Source organism: Novosphingobium sp. (assembly GCF_027489515.1).
Classification (GTDB): Bacteria; Pseudomonadota; Alphaproteobacteria; order Sphingomonadales; family Sphingomonadaceae; genus Novosphingobium.
Genome location: NZ_JAIXZS010000100.1, coordinates 1 through 13,910, shown reverse-complemented (window position 1 = coordinate 13,910; position 13,910 = coordinate 1). Strand labels below are relative to the sequence as shown.

Annotated in this window: 13 protein-coding genes, 1 tRNA gene and 1 pseudogene; 12 read left to right on the top strand and 3 right to left on the bottom strand. The window is 67.6% G+C overall.

The window, feature by feature from the left end; all coding sequences use genetic code 11:
* Positions 1-56 precede the first annotated feature (56 nt).
* The 7 genes from Q0082_RS17230 (at position 57) to Q0082_RS17200 (ending at position 8,327) form a co-directional block, all read left to right on the top strand.
* A complete protein-coding gene (locus Q0082_RS17230) occupies positions 57-1,061 on the top strand; it encodes an alpha/beta fold hydrolase (RefSeq protein WP_298194841.1) in 1,005 nt (334 codons plus the stop codon).
* Positions 1,062-1,188: 127 nt separating this feature from the next.
* Entirely contained in the window at positions 1,189-2,811 is a 1,623-nt protein-coding gene (locus tag Q0082_RS17225; RefSeq protein WP_298194840.1) for an FAD-dependent oxidoreductase, read from the top strand.
* A 227-nt stretch (positions 2,812-3,038) separates the two neighbouring features.
* A complete protein-coding gene (locus Q0082_RS17220; protein ID WP_298194839.1) occupies positions 3,039-3,719 on the top strand; it encodes an energy transducer TonB in 681 nt (226 codons plus the stop codon).
* 89 nt (positions 3,720-3,808) lie between these two features.
* On the top strand, positions 3,809-5,200 hold the full coding sequence (locus tag Q0082_RS17215; RefSeq protein ID WP_298194838.1) for an ethanolamine ammonia-lyase subunit EutB: 1,392 nt from the start codon (positions 3,809-3,811) through the stop codon (positions 5,198-5,200).
* Positions 5,197-5,958, top strand: a complete 762-nt coding sequence (gene eutC / locus Q0082_RS17210) for an ethanolamine ammonia-lyase subunit EutC (protein WP_298194837.1) — start codon at positions 5,197-5,199, stop codon at positions 5,956-5,958. Before Q0082_RS17215 ends, eutC begins: the two co-directional genes overlap by 4 nt.
* A complete protein-coding gene (gene eat / locus Q0082_RS17205) occupies positions 5,955-7,295 on the top strand; it encodes an ethanolamine permease (protein WP_298194836.1) in 1,341 nt (446 codons plus the stop codon). The genes eutC and eat overlap by 4 nt, the downstream gene beginning before the upstream one ends.
* Positions 7,296-8,327 carry a glycoside hydrolase family 76 protein gene (locus Q0082_RS17200; protein ID WP_298194835.1) on the top strand — a complete coding sequence of 344 codons (1,032 nt, stop codon included), beginning with the start codon at positions 7,296-7,298 and terminating at the stop codon, positions 8,325-8,327.
* Between the two features lie 55 nt (positions 8,328-8,382).
* Here the strand turns inward: Q0082_RS17200 and Q0082_RS17195 are convergent.
* Both Q0082_RS17195 and Q0082_RS17190 read right to left on the bottom strand, forming a co-directional pair.
* Positions 8,383-8,469, bottom strand: a tRNA-Leu gene (locus Q0082_RS17195).
* Positions 8,470-8,572: 103 nt separating this feature from the next.
* Positions 8,573-9,388 carry an MJ0042-type zinc finger domain-containing protein gene (locus tag Q0082_RS17190; RefSeq protein ID WP_298194834.1) on the bottom strand — a complete coding sequence of 272 codons (816 nt, stop codon included), beginning with the start codon at positions 9,386-9,388 and terminating at the stop codon, positions 8,573-8,575.
* A 160-nt stretch (positions 9,389-9,548) separates the two neighbouring features.
* On the opposite strand from Q0082_RS17190, the gene ftsE reads away from it, so the two are divergent.
* From ftsE to Q0082_RS17165, 5 genes are read left to right on the top strand one after another with little or no spacing between them, the layout of a single operon-like run.
* Positions 9,549-10,295 carry a cell division ATP-binding protein FtsE gene (ftsE, locus tag Q0082_RS17185; protein ID WP_298194833.1) on the top strand — a complete coding sequence of 249 codons (747 nt, stop codon included), beginning with the start codon at positions 9,549-9,551 and terminating at the stop codon, positions 10,293-10,295.
* Positions 10,296-10,326: 31 nt separating this feature from the next.
* A complete protein-coding gene (locus tag Q0082_RS17180; protein ID WP_298194832.1) occupies positions 10,327-11,232 on the top strand; it encodes a cell division protein in 906 nt (301 codons plus the stop codon).
* Between the two features lies 1 nt (position 11,233).
* Positions 11,234-11,791: a YdcF family protein gene (locus Q0082_RS17175; RefSeq protein WP_298194831.1), complete on the top strand. Its 558-nt coding sequence runs from the start codon at positions 11,234-11,236 to the stop codon at positions 11,789-11,791.
* Positions 11,792-11,799: 8 nt separating this feature from the next.
* Complete coding sequence (locus tag Q0082_RS17170; protein ID WP_298194830.1) at positions 11,800-12,513, top strand: lysophospholipid acyltransferase family protein; 714 nt, start codon at positions 11,800-11,802, stop codon at positions 12,511-12,513.
* On the top strand, positions 12,510-13,796 hold the full coding sequence (locus Q0082_RS17165; protein WP_298194829.1) for a divalent metal cation transporter: 1,287 nt from the start codon (positions 12,510-12,512) through the stop codon (positions 13,794-13,796). Before Q0082_RS17170 ends, Q0082_RS17165 begins: the two co-directional genes overlap by 4 nt.
* 12 nt (positions 13,797-13,808) lie before the next feature.
* Here Q0082_RS17165 and Q0082_RS17160 read toward each other — a convergent pair.
* A pseudogene (locus tag Q0082_RS17160) lies at positions 13,809-13,910 on the bottom strand (IS630 family transposase); the annotation flags it as partial.

Below are 13,910 nucleotides of genomic sequence, written 5' to 3'. Positions count from 1 at the left end.
CGCTTCCCCCCTCCCGGCAGGCGCCCGCCACCCCTGTTTTTTCAAGGACCGCCCTCATGTCCATCAAAGCCCGTCTCCTGACTGTCGCCGTTTCTGCGTCGGTCCTCGCCGTCAATGTCGTCGCCTCGTTCCCGGCGCTGGCCCGCACGGCTGCTCCGGCTCCCGCCGGTAGCCATGTCATTCCCGCGCAGCCGGTGTTCTACCGGACGGCCAAGGTCGACGGGCTCGACATTTTCTACCGCGAGGCCGGTGATCCCCGCAAACCGACGATCCTGCTGCTCCACGGCTTCCCCTCGTCGAGCCACATGTTCCGCGATCTCATTCCGCTGCTCGCCGACCGGTATCATGTCGTCGCGCCCGATTACCCGGGCTTTGGTCACTCCTCCCAGCCTGCCCCGGCCGACTATGCCTATACGTTCGATCATCTTTACGAGACGGTCGACCATTTCACCCGCGCTGTCGGCGTCACGAAGTTTGCGGTCTATATCCAGGACTATGGCGCGCCGGTCGGGCTGCGCTTTGCGCTGCGCCAGCCGGAGCGGGTCACGGCGCTCATCGTGCAGAACGGCAATGCCTATGACGTCGGCCTCTCGCCCGCATGGGGTCCGATCAAGGCGCTCTGGGCCAACGACACCGCCGAAACGCGCGAGGGGGCTGCCGCCTTCCTCACCCGCAAGCTGACGACTTTCCAGTACAGCGCAGGGGTGCAAGCCGACCGCGTCAACCCCGATGCGATCGAGAACGACCAGGCGATCCTCGATCGGCCGGGCAACCGCGAAGTCCAAATGGCGCTGTTCGCCAACTACCAGACCAACGTCGCGCTCTATCCCGCGTTCCACGAAGCGTTCCGCAAGCATCAGTTCCCGACGCTGGTCGTCTGGGGAAAGAACGATCCGATCTTCACCGTCGCCGGGGCCGAGGCCTTTGCCACCGATCTGCCCAAGGCGAAGCTGCGGCTGATCGATGCCGGCCACTTCGCGCTTGAAACGAAGGCCGATGTGATCGCCGGCGAAATCCGCGCCTTCATGGCTGCCGAAGTGGATCAGCGCGGAGCACATTGATCGGCCGCCACTGCAATGCCGCCTGCAGCCAACCGGCTGTAGCGCGGCAGTGCGGCGTTGCGGTATGCTGGTGCCACGCGACTCCGCGTGTCCACCGCCGCCCGGCGCTCTGCAGGAACCGACCCAGATGGAATCGATTGGCGCCGATCTTCGCGCGATGCAGCGCACCCCGCTTCATGCCAGCCACGTCGAGGCGCTGCGCGCCGCCGGCACGATCAAGACCTACCCCGCCGGCACCATCATGGCCCGGCCCGGAGACCCCGCCGACACCTTCACCTATGTCGAGGAGGGCGAGATCGAGGTCGTCAATCCCATCACCGACGAGCGGCACCTGCCCTCTACGCTCGGCCCCACGCAGTTCATGGGCGAGATTTCCTTTCTCAGCGGCGGCACCGTCTCGATGGCCATGCGCGCAGCACAGGATACGCGGGTGATCGAAGTCCCGCGCGAGGCGATGCTGGCGCTCATGGCGCAGATCCCGGAAATGTCGGATATCGTGATCACCGTGCTCGCCGCGCGGCGCCGCCGCCAGCTTGACGAGCGCGACAGCTCGCTGCAGCTGATCGGCGAAGACGAAGATGCCGCCGTCCGCCGCGTGGCCCAGTTCGCCAGCCGCAACCGCATCCCCTATCGCTCGCTGAAGCTCGGCAGCGAGGAAGCGCTTGCCGCCGCGCAGGCCTGTTCGCTCACCGCTTCGGCCCCGGCAGTGATCTTCGGACGCGACACCGTGGTGACCGACCCGACCCCGGACAAGATCGCGCACCTCCTCGGCATCAACCGCGAGCTGCAATACGACGAAGCCTTCGACGTGATCATCGTCGGCGGCGGGCCGGCAGGCGTCGCGGCAGGCGTCTATGCCGGGGCCGAAGGGCTCTGTGCGCTGGTGATCGAGGACCTTGCCATCGGCGGACAGGCGGGCACCTCCAGCCGGATCGAGAACTACATGGGCTTCCCCACCGGCATTTCCGGCGGCGACCTCGTCTGGCGCGGCGAAGTCCAGGCGATGAAGTTCGGCACACGCTTTGCCCTGCCGCGCCGGGTCACGGCGCTTGAAGAGCTCGACGACGGCATGTTCTGCGCCACCTTCGACAATGGGCAGCGGGTGCGCGCCAAGGCGGTGATCGTGGCAACCGGGGTGCAGTATCGCCGCCTGCCGATCCCGCGCCTTGCCGAATTCGAAGGTGCGGGCATCTACTACGCCGCGACCGAGATCGAGGCGCGCTATTGCAAGGGGACGCAGGCTGTCATCATTGGCGGCGGCAATTCGGCCGGGCAGGCGGCGATGTACCTCAGCCGCTCCGCGCGCTGCGCGCATGTCGTGGTGCGCGGGCCCTCGCTCGCGCTGTCGATGTCGAGCTATCTGTCCGAGCGGCTGGAGGCCGATCCTGCCATCCAGATCGATTACAATTCCGAAGTCATCGCGCTTCACGGCGGCGCGCATCTCGAAGGCGTGACCCTGCGCGATGCGAAAACAGGGGAGACGCACGATATCCCCACGCGCGCGCTGTTCATCATGGTCGGCGCGGCGCCCAACACCGAATGGCTCTCCGGCCTTGTCGAGCTGGACGACAAGGGCTTCGTGAAGACCGGGGCGGCGATCGGCGCCACTTCGCCTTATGCCACCTCGCACCCCGGCATCTTCGCCGTCGGCGATGTCCGCTCGGGTTCGGTCAAGCGCGTGGCCTCGGCCGTGGGCGAAGGCTCGGTGGTGATCTCGAAGGTGTGGGACTACGTCAACGGCGGCAGCTGAAACCGATCGGTTGCCCTCGATCGGTTGCCCTCGATCGGTTGCAGGGGGCAACTTAAAACTCCACCAATGCGGTTGAGATTCTTCTCGCAAGACCTTCCCTGTCGTGGTAATGATATACCATACAAACGTCGTACGGCCCGTGTTGCTTGCATCGGGATTGTTCGTTTCGTTCCCGTTGCTCTCCCTCCGCAACCCGGGCTGTCCGGCACAGCCGAGGAGAGCATGCGATGGCTTATGGTACTACCGCTCAGACCAACCGGCGCCGGATCGTGGCGCTAGGCGCAGTTGGCGCCGTGCACGGCGTAATGGCCGTGGCGCTGCTCACCGGCTTTGCTGGCGGGATCATCACGATCCGCGAGAAGAACTGGCTCCCGTCCTGGAACTACATGCCACCCCCGCCGCCGCCCCGCCCGGAGCCAACGGTCCAGCCCAAGACGCCCGCGCAGAAGACCCTGACCCGGCCGGCCCCGCTCCCGACGCCGCTACCGCTGCCTGGTCCGGACACGACCATCGAACTTGGCCCGCTACCCACGGGCGGCTCGGACTACGGCAACGAAACCCTGCTTCCGCCGCTGCCGCCGCTTCCCCGGCCCTCGCCCAGCCCCAGCTTCACCGCGCGCGCTGCGCAGCCGCTTGGTGTGCCGGGCAAGTGGGTCTCGGACGCGGACTACCCCGCTGCGGCCCTGCGGCGCGGCGATCAGGGCGCCACGCGCTTCGAACTGGCCATCAGCCCCGATGGGCGCGTGCGCGATTGCCGGATCGCACAATCGAGCGGTTCTGCCGATCTCGACGCTGCCACCTGCGCAAGGCTCACCCAGCGCGCCCGCTTCACCCCGGCGCGCGACGAACACGGCGATCTCGTCGCCGGGCGCTATTCCGGCGTGATCCGCTGGCGCATTCCCGAGTAAGGCCGAAGCGGGGATTTGCCCCAAACTCTCGTTGCAATGCAGCAAGATCGCGGCTTACCATCGCTCCGGGGCATGGAGGGTTCGCGATCTTGCCGTTTACCAGTGATCTTGGCGGCGAACGACACAGCTTCGCGGACCTGAAGGCCGTGCTGGCCGCCGCAAGCCCGGCGCGGTCGGGCGACGAGCTCGCCGGCATCGCCGCCGCGAGCGCAACACGGCGGGTGGCCGCGCGGTGGGTTCTCGCCGATCTCCCGCTCGCCACGTTCCTCAATGAGGCCCTTGTCCCCTACGAAAGCGACGAGGTCACACGGCTGATCATCGACAGCCATGATGCCGCCGCCTTCGCGCCCATCGCCCACCTCACCGTTGGCGGCTTTCGCGATTGGCTGCTGAGTGAAGCGGCAGACGAAGCCGCGCTCGCCGCCGTCGCGCGCGGCGTGACGCCGGAAATGGCCGCAGCGGTTTCCAAGCTGATGCGCAATCAGGACCTGATCGCGGTCGCGAAGAAGATCCGTGTGGTGACCGCCTTTCGCAGCACCATCGGCCTTCCCGGCCGCCTCTCCACCCGCCTCCAGCCCAACCACCCGGCGGACGATCCGCGCGGCATTGCCGCCGCCGTGCTCGATGGCTTGCTCCACGGCGTGGGCGATGCGGTGATCGGCGTGAACCCCGCGACCGACTCCGTGCCCGCCGCCACCACCCTCATCCGCATGCTCGACGAACTGCGAGAGGCCTATGCCATCCCGACGCAGACCTGCGTGCTCACCCATGTGACCAACGCGCTGACGATCATGGAGCGCGGCGCGCCGGTCGATCTCGTGTTCCAGTCGGTCGCGGGGAGCGAGGCTGCGAATGCGGGCTTCGGCATCGACCTTGCCGTGCTGCGCGATGCCCACGCCGCCGCACTGGGACTGGGGCGCGGGACAGTCGGCCAGAACGTGATGTACTTCGAGACCGGCCAAGGCTCCGCCCTCTCCGCCAATGCGCATCACGGCGTCGACCAGCAGACGATGGAGGCGCGCGCCTATGCGGTCGCCCGCGCGTTCGATCCGCTGCTCGTCAACACTGTCGTCGGCTTCATCGGGCCGGAATACCTCTACGACGGCAAGCAGATCATCCGCGCCGGCCTCGAGGACCATTTCTGCGGCAAGCTGCTCGGCCTGCCGATGGGCTGCGACGTCTGCTACACCAATCATGCCGAAGCCGATCAGGACGACATGGACAGCCTGATGACCCTGCTGACCGTGGCGGGGTGCAGCTTCCTGATCTGCGTGCCCGGCAGCGACGACGTGATGCTCTCCTACCAGAGCCTTTCCAACCACGACGCGCTCTACTTGCGCAGCGTGATGGGCCTGCGTGCAGCGCCAGAGTTCGAGGTGTGGCTGGCCGAGGCCGGGATCGCCGCACCCGATGGCAGCTTGCGCGCGCTGGCAGACGGCGCCTCGCCCCTCGTGCGCCGCTTGGCGGAGACCATTTCTTGAGCGAGGTCGCAACCGGCGAACTCTGGGCAAGGCTGCGGCGGACAACACCCGCCCGCATCGCGCTCGGCCGCGTCGGGCATGCCTTGCCGCTCGCGGAAGTGCTCGATTTCCAGCTCGCCCACGCCCGCGCACGCGATGCGGTGCATGCGGCGCTCGATACCGCAGCGCTCGAGGCCGCGCTGGCGCCGCTGCCGGTCCTCCACGCCGAAAGCGATGCCCCTGACCGCGCGGCCTATCTCAGGCGCCCAGACCTCGGCCGCCGCCTTTCGGCCCGGTCCGCCGCCCTGCTCGCCAAGGCTGCCGGGCACTGCGACGTCGTCTTCGTCATCGCGGACGGACTCTCCGCAACCGGCGTGCAAGCAGGCGCTGCAGAGCTGGTGCAGGCCTGCACCGCCGAACTTGGCGACCTCACCATCGGCCCCATCGTGATCGCCCGGCAAGCGCGAGTGGCGCTCGGCGATCCCATCGGCGAAGCACTCGGCGCGCGCGTCTGCGTCACGATCATTGGCGAGCGGCCCGGCCTCAGCGTGCATGACAGCCTCGGCATCTACATGACCTTCGCCCCGCGCATCGGCCGTACCGATGCCGAGCGCAACTGCATCTCCAACATTCACGGCGCAGGCGGCCTCTCGCCCGAGGACGCCGCCCGCACGCTTGGCTGGCTGCTTCGGGAAGCGCTGCGGCGCGAACTTTCCGGTGTCGCGCTGAAGGACGACCAGACCCCCACTCTGCCTGCCGAGGACCCCAGCCGCACATGACCAAGCCCCAGCTGCAAAAGAGCCTCGGCCCGTTCCAGCTCTGGGCGATTGCCGTGGGGCTCGTCATCTCTGGCGAATACTTTGGCTGGAGCTACGGCTGGGCAAGCGCGGGCACCTTGGGCTTCCTTGTCACCACCACCGCCGTGGCGGCAATGTACATCGCCTTCATCTTCTCATTCACCGAGCTGACGACCGCGATCCCGCACGCGGGCGGCCCCTTTGCCTACGGCCTGCGTGCCTTCGGGCCAGTGGGCGGCGCGGTGGCAGGCTTTGCCACGCTGATCGAGTTCCTTTTCGCGCCGCCCGCTATCAGCCTCGCCATCGGCGCCTATCTCCACGTGCAGTTTCCGGGGCTTGAGCCCAAACACGCGGCGCTCGGCGCCTATGCCCTGTTCATCGCGCTCAACATTGTCGGCGTGCAGATCGCCGCCAGCTTCGAAGTGGTCGTCACGCTTCTCGCGGTGGGGGAGCTCCTGGTGTTCATGGCCGTCGTCCTCCCCGCCTTCCGCTGGTCGAACTTCCTCGCCGGCGGCTGGGCCGGGCAGGACCATTTCAGCATGGCGGCGGTCGGCGGGATCGTCGCGGCGCTGCCCTTCGCGATCTGGTTCTTCCTTGCCATCGAAGGCGTCGCCATGGCCGCGGAAGAGGCGAAGGAACCGCGCCGGACGATCCCCACCGCTTATGTCTCAGGCATTCTCACGCTGACAGCGCTCGCCTTCGGGGTCATGCTGTTCGCCGGCGGTTCGGGCAGCTGGGCCGAGCTTTCAAGCCTCAACGATCCGCTGCCGCAAGCGATGAAGCGCGCGGTCGGCGCTTCTTCGGGGTGGCTGCACATGCTGGTGTGGCTCGGGCTGTTCGGCCTCGTCGCCTCGTTCCACGGGATCATCATGGGCTATGCCCGCCAGATCTTCGCGCTGGGGCGGGAGGGCTATCTGCCGGGCCTGTTCGCGCGGCTGCATCCCCGTTTCCGCACGCCCCATCTGGCGACGCTGGCGGGCGGCGTGGTCGGCGTGGCCGCGATATACAGCGACGCTTTCATCAGCATCGCCGGCCAGTCGCTGACAGCCAGCGTGGTGACGCTGTCAGCGTTCGGCGCGCTCCTCATGTACATCGTCTCGATGGCCGCGCTGTTCCGCCTGCGTCGCAGCGAGCCCGATCTCGTGCGCCCCTTCCGCGCGCCGCTCTATCCCTTCGCGCCCGCTTTCGCGCTCGGCATGGCCAGCCTCGCGCTCATGACCATGGCGTGGAATAACCGCGAACTCGCGGCGATCTTCGCCGGCCTGATGACGGTGCTGGTCGCAGCCTCGCTACTGCTGCGCAGGCGGGAGGCCGCCTGAATGCGGATCGCGTTCGGCTCGATTGCCGCGCTGCTGCTCCTTTCCGTGGGCCTACCCGCCCGTGCGCAGGCCCCCGCCTGGTCATCGCGCGCCGCCGCCGCTGCCACCCTGCTCGAGCAGACCTGGGGCACTGCCGATGGCTGGAAGGCGAGCGAGAACTGGCAGCGCTTCCCGATCGCGCAGATCCTGCTCGACTATCAGCGCCGCACCGGAGACACGCGCTTGGCCGCAAAGATCGCCGCCGCCGTGCGCAACCGCGCCGGGCGCTATCTCAATGATGATGATCTCTGGGCCGTGATCGCCAGCGTCGATGCCTGGGAGAGTGACCACGATCCCGAACTGCTCGCGTGGGCGGCCACCAACTTCACCCGCCTCGTCTCCGACCACTGGGACGATCACTGCGGCGGCGGGATCTGGTGGGATCCCAGGCACGGCTACAAGAACGCGATTACCAACGAACTGCTGCTCACCGCCGCAACCCGCCTCTACCGCGCCACCGGCCAGCAGGCCTATCGCGATTGGAGCTTGCACATCTGGGACTGGTTTGCCGCCTCGGGCATGATCGGGCCGGACGGGCTGGTCAACGACGGGCTCGATCCGCTGTGCCGCAACAACGGCGCCCCGCGCTACACCTACAACCAGGGTGTACTGCTCGGCGGGCTGAACGATCTTACCGCCATCACCGGCGATCCGCAGTACCGCGCCATCGCGGTGCGCACCGCACTTGCCGCCACCCGCACGCTGGTCACGCCGCAGGGCCTGCTCACCGAGCCGTCAGACGGGCTCGGTGCCGACGGGCCAATGTTCAAGGGCGTCTTCGTTTTCCATCTCGGCCATCTCGTCGCAGCCATGCCCGATGGCCCTGATCGCACCGAGCTCAGCGAATGGCTCACGCGCAACGGCGATGCGGTCTGGGCACTCAGCGGCGAAGGCAGCCAGCCGGTCGACGGGCTGTGGAGCGGCGGATCAGGACAAACCGGCGCCGCCGCTGAGGTCTCCGCCCTCGCCCTGTTCCTCGCCGCCGGCGCGTGAAAACGCATCGTTCGTGCCCCCAAAGGGGTGATCTCGGCTTGATCTGCTGGGTGATTGGTGCGGTCGAGAAGACTCGAACTTCCACGGGCTTTCGCCCACAACGACCTCAACGTTGCGCGTCTACCAGTTCCGCCACGACCGCACATCGAAACGGGGCTTTGCCTTGCAAAAAGGCGGCCCCGCCGGGGTAGAGGGGCGCCCCTAGCAAAGCCCCCCGCGCCGCGCAACAACCTAGCGGCGTTTTTTTACTCCGGCTTCCAGCCGATCTCCGCGACCTTTGCGTTTTTGGGAACGTCGGTCACTGCTTCGTTGATCGTCACGCTCTCGCCAGGCTTCAGCATCTCGCGCGGGGGGGTGACATCCCAAGTGTAGACCACCTTGTCCTTGGCATCGCGCAGCACGATCAGGATCGGCGGCACTTCCTGTGGTTGCTTGCTGACATTGGTGACTGTCCCGCTCGCGCCGAAATACTCGGTGCCGTTGGGCAAGGTACGCCGGTCCTGCCGTTCGGAGGGAAACGCCAGCACGAGATCCGGGTTGCCTGCGCCGAACGTGGCATGGGCCGTCGGCAGCCAGCGCGGCAGGCCGAGCCACGTGGCCAGCACCACCAGCAGCGCAACCAGTACGGCAAAGCCGATTCCGGCGATGGTCCAGAGCTTGGCCATGTTGCGGCGCGGGCGAAACGGCGGCTGGTGATCGAAGCTCGAGGCGGTGTCCTCGAAGCTCTCGTCTGCCGAACGCGCGGCGGGGCGGATGACCGGCCGCGGCACGACCGGCGGCTCCGGCACCGGCTCGATCCCCTGTTCGGTCCCCGTTTCCGGCACCTGCTCCGGCGAAGCAGGCGCGGTCTCAGCATCCGGTTCCGAAGCAACCGTCGGCGCAGCCGCAACCGCTGATGCCGAAACCGGTGAAGGGGCCGCCTCTTCCCTTGGCGGGAGATCGGGACCGTGCTGGAACCAGCTGTGCCGGCACTTGGCGCAGCGCACGGTTCGCCCTTCCACACCGATCGCGCTGTCGGGGACGACGTAGCGCGTCGAGCAGGCGGGGCACGCAATAATCATAGGGCGGGTTAAGCAGGGCGGATAAGGGGAAACAATAGGTGCAAGCGGGGAGAAGTGCTCACCTGCCCTTTTTTCCACATCGATTGCGCCGTATAGCCGCCGCAAGCAGCGCGCTCGGCCCCGTGCGCGCCAACCACCCTCCGGGACCGCATCGCCTGACATGAGCCAGCCTGACGCCGAAATCGTCCAGTTCGACAACGTCGGGCTGCGCTACGGAACAGACAAGGAAATCCTGGCCGACGTCTCGTTCACGCTTTACCCGGGGTGCTTCTACTTCCTCACCGGCGCGAGCGGCGCGGGGAAAACCAGCCTGCTCAAGCTGCTCTATCTGGCGCAGCGCCCCTCGCGCGGGCTGATCCGGCTGTTCGGCACCGATGCGATCACCCTGCCGCGTGAACGCCTGCCCGGCTTCCGCCGCCGCATCGGCGTGGTGTTCCAGGATTTCCGGCTGGTCGATCATCTCTCCGCCTTCGATAATGTGGCGCTGCCGCTCAGGGTTGCGGGGGTGAGCGAGAGGGATATTGTGCGCCCGGTCGGCGAAATGCTCGATTGGGTGGGGCTGGGAGACCGGCAGCATGTCCGGCCCGCCACGCTTTCAGGCGGGGAGCAGCAGCGTGTCGCCATCGCGCGGGCGGTGATCGCGCGGCCCGACATGCTCGTGGCCGACGAACCGACCGGCAACGTCGATCCCGATATGGCGCTGAAGCTCCTGCGCCTGTTCGAAAGCCTCAACCGGTTGGGCACGACGGTGGTGGTCGCCACCCACGATGTCCACCTCATTCGCAAGGTGCCGGAATCGCTGATCATGCGGCTCGACAAGGGGCGCCTCAGCGATCCCACCGGCGCCTTGCGCTATCCCCCGCGCCGCCAGACCCCGACCGGCGCCAGCGCGCCCGCCCCGCTTTGAGCTGAAGGGCATGGGCCTGCTTTCGTCCCTTATGCGGCAGTGGCGCGGCAACGGTGCGGCGAGCGATCCGCGCCTGCTGCCCGAGGCGCAACTTTCCGGCCCGATGCCGTGGGTCATCGCGATCATGATCGCGATGACTGTCATCGCTGCTGCCAGCGGCCTTGCCCTGCGCAATGCTGCGCAGACCGCCAGTGCCGATCTCGAAGGCGGGGTGACGGTGCAGATCGTCACCGCTGCCCCTGCCGAGCGGCTGCGCCAGGCCGCGGCCGTGGTGGCTGCCCTCAAGCAGGCGCCCGAAGTCGCGAACGTGCAGCAAGTCGCGCAGGAAGACCTCAACACGCTGGTCGAGCCGTGGCTCGGCACGCGGCCGGGCGACGATGTCGAGGCCTTGCCGATCCCGGCGCTGATCGATGTGAGGCTCAAGGGGCCGGCAACGGCGGACCGGGTGGCGCACTTGCGCGCGCTGGCCGTGCCGGTCGCCCCATCGGCGCGGGTCGATGCCCAGGCTGGCTGGCTGGCGCCGGTGTTTGCCGCCATCGGCACCTTGCAGTGGCTGGCGGGCGGCCTCATCGCGCTGCTGGCCCTTGCTACCATCGCAGCCGTACTGCTCGCCTCGCGCAATGCGCTGGGCAACCACCGCGAAACGATCGAGATCGTCCACATGCTGGGCGGCACCGACAAGCAGATCGCGCGCGTGTTCCAGCGCTCGATGGCCTTCGATGCGGCGGCGGGCGGGCTTGTCGGCCTCCTGTTCGGCGTCGTCACCATCGTCACGCTGTCACGCCAGTTCGCGGGGCTCGGCTCGGGCATGGTCGCGGGCGCGGTGCTGCACTGGCAGGACTGGATCGTGATCGCAGCGATTCCGCTTGCGGGGATCGCGCTGGCGGTGCTTACCGCACGCATGACGGTCCTCGCAGCCTTGAGGCGGATGCTCTGACATGGCGCGCGTGCGCAAGCCGCCCGGCCTTATTCGCCGCATCGGCGCAACCATGCTGCTGGCATGGGTGCTCGGCTTCCTGTGGTTTGCCCTCGCCCTGCCGCGCCCGGCAGGCGGGCAGAAGACCGACGGCGTGATCGCGCTGACCGGCGCGGGCGGACGCATCCCGCGCGCGATCGACGTGCTGCGTGCCGGCAAGGCGCGCAAGGCGCTCATCGCCGGCGTCGCCAGCGAGGTGAAGCCCGGTGAATTTGCCGCAGAATACGAGGTTTCGCCGCAATTGCTGGCCTGCTGCGTCACGCTGGGCTTCGAATCCGTTGACACCCGCTCCAACGCGCTGGAGGCCGCCCGGTGGATCGCGGCGGAACACATCACCTCGGTGCGCCTCGTCACGACCGACTGGCACATGCGTCGCGCCGAGTTCGATCTTGCCATGGCGGCACCGCGCGGCGTGGAAATCCTGCCCGATGCCGTGCCTTCGCGGCCAAGCATGAAAACGCTGTTCATCGAATACAACAAGCTTATTGCCCGCGTGCTGGCCTGGCTGGCGGGGTGGTAGGGCAGCGCATGGCGCACCACGGCAAGGCTGCCCCAAGCCTGCGCGACATTCTGCGCAGCCTCGCGTTCTACGCTGCGTTCTATGGCGGCACCGTGCTGCTCGTATTCGTGGCGCTGGCCGTCCTGCCGCTGGGCCGCGATCGCTACAAGGACGTGGTGCGGGTTTGGTCGACTTGGCACCGGACCTGCGTTCGCCTGCTGCTGGGCATCACCGTGGAATCCGAAGGCTTCACGCCGCGTTCGGGCGTGCTCTACGCGATCAAGCACGAATCCTTTTTCGAGGCGATCGAACTGCCCCACATGTACCCCCTCCCCGTGGTCTTTGCGAAAGAGCAGTTGCTGCGCATCCCGCTATGGGGCGCGATCGGCGCGCGCTACGGGCTGATCGCGGTGGACCGCGCGCGCGGCGCCAGCGCGCTCAGGGCGATGCTTGCCGAAGCGCGGCGCTGGACGGCGGACGGGCGGCCGCTGATCATCTTTCCCGAAGGGACCCGCGTGGCCCATGGCACCCGTCCGGCGATCCAGGCCGGCTTTGCCGGGCTCTACAAGATGCTGGGCCTGCCGGTCGTGCCGGTGGCCGTCGATAGCGGGCCGCTCTACCAGCGCCTGTGGAAGCGCTCAGGCACGATCCGCTACCGCTTCGGCGCGGAAATCCCGCCGGGCCTCCCGCGTGAGGATATCGAGGCGCGCGTTCATGCCGCCATCAATGCGCTGAACCCATGAGCATCGAGGACGCCCGGGTCGAAGAACGCCACACCGAAGCTGATGCGCGCAGCTGGGGCGAGGTGCTCGGCCCCGGGCTGATCACCGGCGCGGCAGACGATGATCCGAGCGGGATCGGGACCTACAGCCAGGTCGGCGCGCAGTTCGGCTTCAGCCTCGCGTGGATCATGGTGTTCAGCTATCCGCTGCTCGTGGCGACGCAGCTGATCTGCGCGCGCATCGGCGCGGTGACCGGACATGGCATCGCGCACAACCTCAAGAGGCACTATCCCCGGCCGGTGCTGTGGTTTGCCGTGGTCCTGCTGCTGGTGGCGAACACGATCAACCTCGGCTCCGATCTTGGCGCGATGGCGGCAGCGCTGAACCTGCTGCTGCCGGGGCCGACGATGCTCTATGTCGCGCTGTTCGGCGGCATATCGGTGCTGCTCGAGGTCTTTGTCAGCTACGCGCGCTACACCCGCATCCTCAAATGGTCGGCGCTCTCGCTGCTGGCCTATATCCTCGTCCCGTTCGTCGCGCAGCTCTCGCCCAGCGAAGTGCTGCGCGGTGTGCTGGTGCCCCAGCTCAGCTTCGACCGGCAGACATCGATGGCCGTGATCGCCGCGCTTGGCACCACGATCAGCCCCTACCTGTTCTTCTGGCAGGCCGGGCAGGAAGTGGAGGAGCAGCACCGGCTGCACAAGCATCCGCTCGGCGTGTTCCCGCGCGCTGCCGGTCCGGGCCTCGCCCGGATGCGCACCGATACGGTTCTGGGCATGGGGGTCACGAGCGTGACTGCGCTGTTCATCGTGATCGCCACAGCGGCCACGCTCCATGCCCACGGGATCAACGAAGTCGCGTCCGCCGATGCGGCGGCGAGCGCCTTGCGGCCCATCGCGGGCGATCTCAGCTTCCTGCTCTTCGCGGTGGGCATCATCGGGATCGGCCTGCTCGCCGTGCCGGTGCTTGCGGGATCAGCCGCTTATGCGCTGTCCGAAACCTTCGGCTGGACCGAGGGGCTCGACCGCAAGCCGCACGAGGCCAAGGCGTTCTACGCCGCAATCGTGGTGGCGGTGCTCGGCGGCGTCGCGCTCAACCTCATCGGCATCGATCCGATGCAGGCGCTCTACTGGACCGCAGTGATCAACGGGCTGCTGGCCCCGCCTCTGATGATCATGACCATGCTCGCGGCAAGCAATCCAAAGGTCATGGGCCGGCTCACCCTGCCCCCGCTGCTCAAGCTCGGCGGCTGGGCAGCAACGGCGGTGATGATCCTCGTCTCGGCGATGTTCCTGCTGAGCTAGAGCGTCGTGCGTTTAATCTGCAACGTATCCTGCTGCCTTGAGGTAGTTCCAGCATTCGTCTGGATGGTAGAGTTCGCAGATTGATCCGACGGCCTTCCACAGGGCATCGACTGT

What these genes read in the sequence shown, in the direction of transcription:
- Q0082_RS17230 (WP_298194841.1), top strand. Translation starts at nt 57, where the DNA reads ATGTCCATCAAAGCCCGTCTCCTGACTGTCGCCGTTTCTGCGTCGGTC.
- Q0082_RS17220 (WP_298194839.1), top strand. Translation starts at nt 3,039, where the DNA reads ATGGCTTATGGTACTACCGCTCAGACCAACCGGCGCCGGATCGTGGCG.
- Q0082_RS17170 (WP_298194830.1), top strand. Translation starts at nt 11,800, where the DNA reads ATGGCGCACCACGGCAAGGCTGCCCCAAGCCTGCGCGACATTCTGCGC.
- ftsE (WP_298194833.1), top strand. Translation starts at nt 9,549, where the DNA reads ATGAGCCAGCCTGACGCCGAAATCGTCCAGTTCGACAACGTCGGGCTG.
- eat (WP_298194836.1), top strand. Translation starts at nt 5,955, where the DNA reads ATGACCAAGCCCCAGCTGCAAAAGAGCCTCGGCCCGTTCCAGCTCTGG.
- Q0082_RS17175 (WP_298194831.1), top strand. Translation starts at nt 11,234, where the DNA reads ATGGCGCGCGTGCGCAAGCCGCCCGGCCTTATTCGCCGCATCGGCGCA.
- Q0082_RS17190 (WP_298194834.1), bottom strand. Translation starts at nt 9,388, where the DNA reads ATGATTATTGCGTGCCCCGCCTGCTCGACGCGCTACGTCGTCCCCGAC.
- Q0082_RS17200 (WP_298194835.1), top strand. Translation starts at nt 7,296, where the DNA reads ATGCGGATCGCGTTCGGCTCGATTGCCGCGCTGCTGCTCCTTTCCGTG.
- Q0082_RS17180 (WP_298194832.1), top strand. Translation starts at nt 10,327, where the DNA reads ATGCGGCAGTGGCGCGGCAACGGTGCGGCGAGCGATCCGCGCCTGCTG.
- Q0082_RS17225 (WP_298194840.1), top strand. Translation starts at nt 1,189, where the DNA reads ATGGAATCGATTGGCGCCGATCTTCGCGCGATGCAGCGCACCCCGCTT.
- Q0082_RS17165 (WP_298194829.1), top strand. Translation starts at nt 12,510, where the DNA reads ATGAGCATCGAGGACGCCCGGGTCGAAGAACGCCACACCGAAGCTGAT.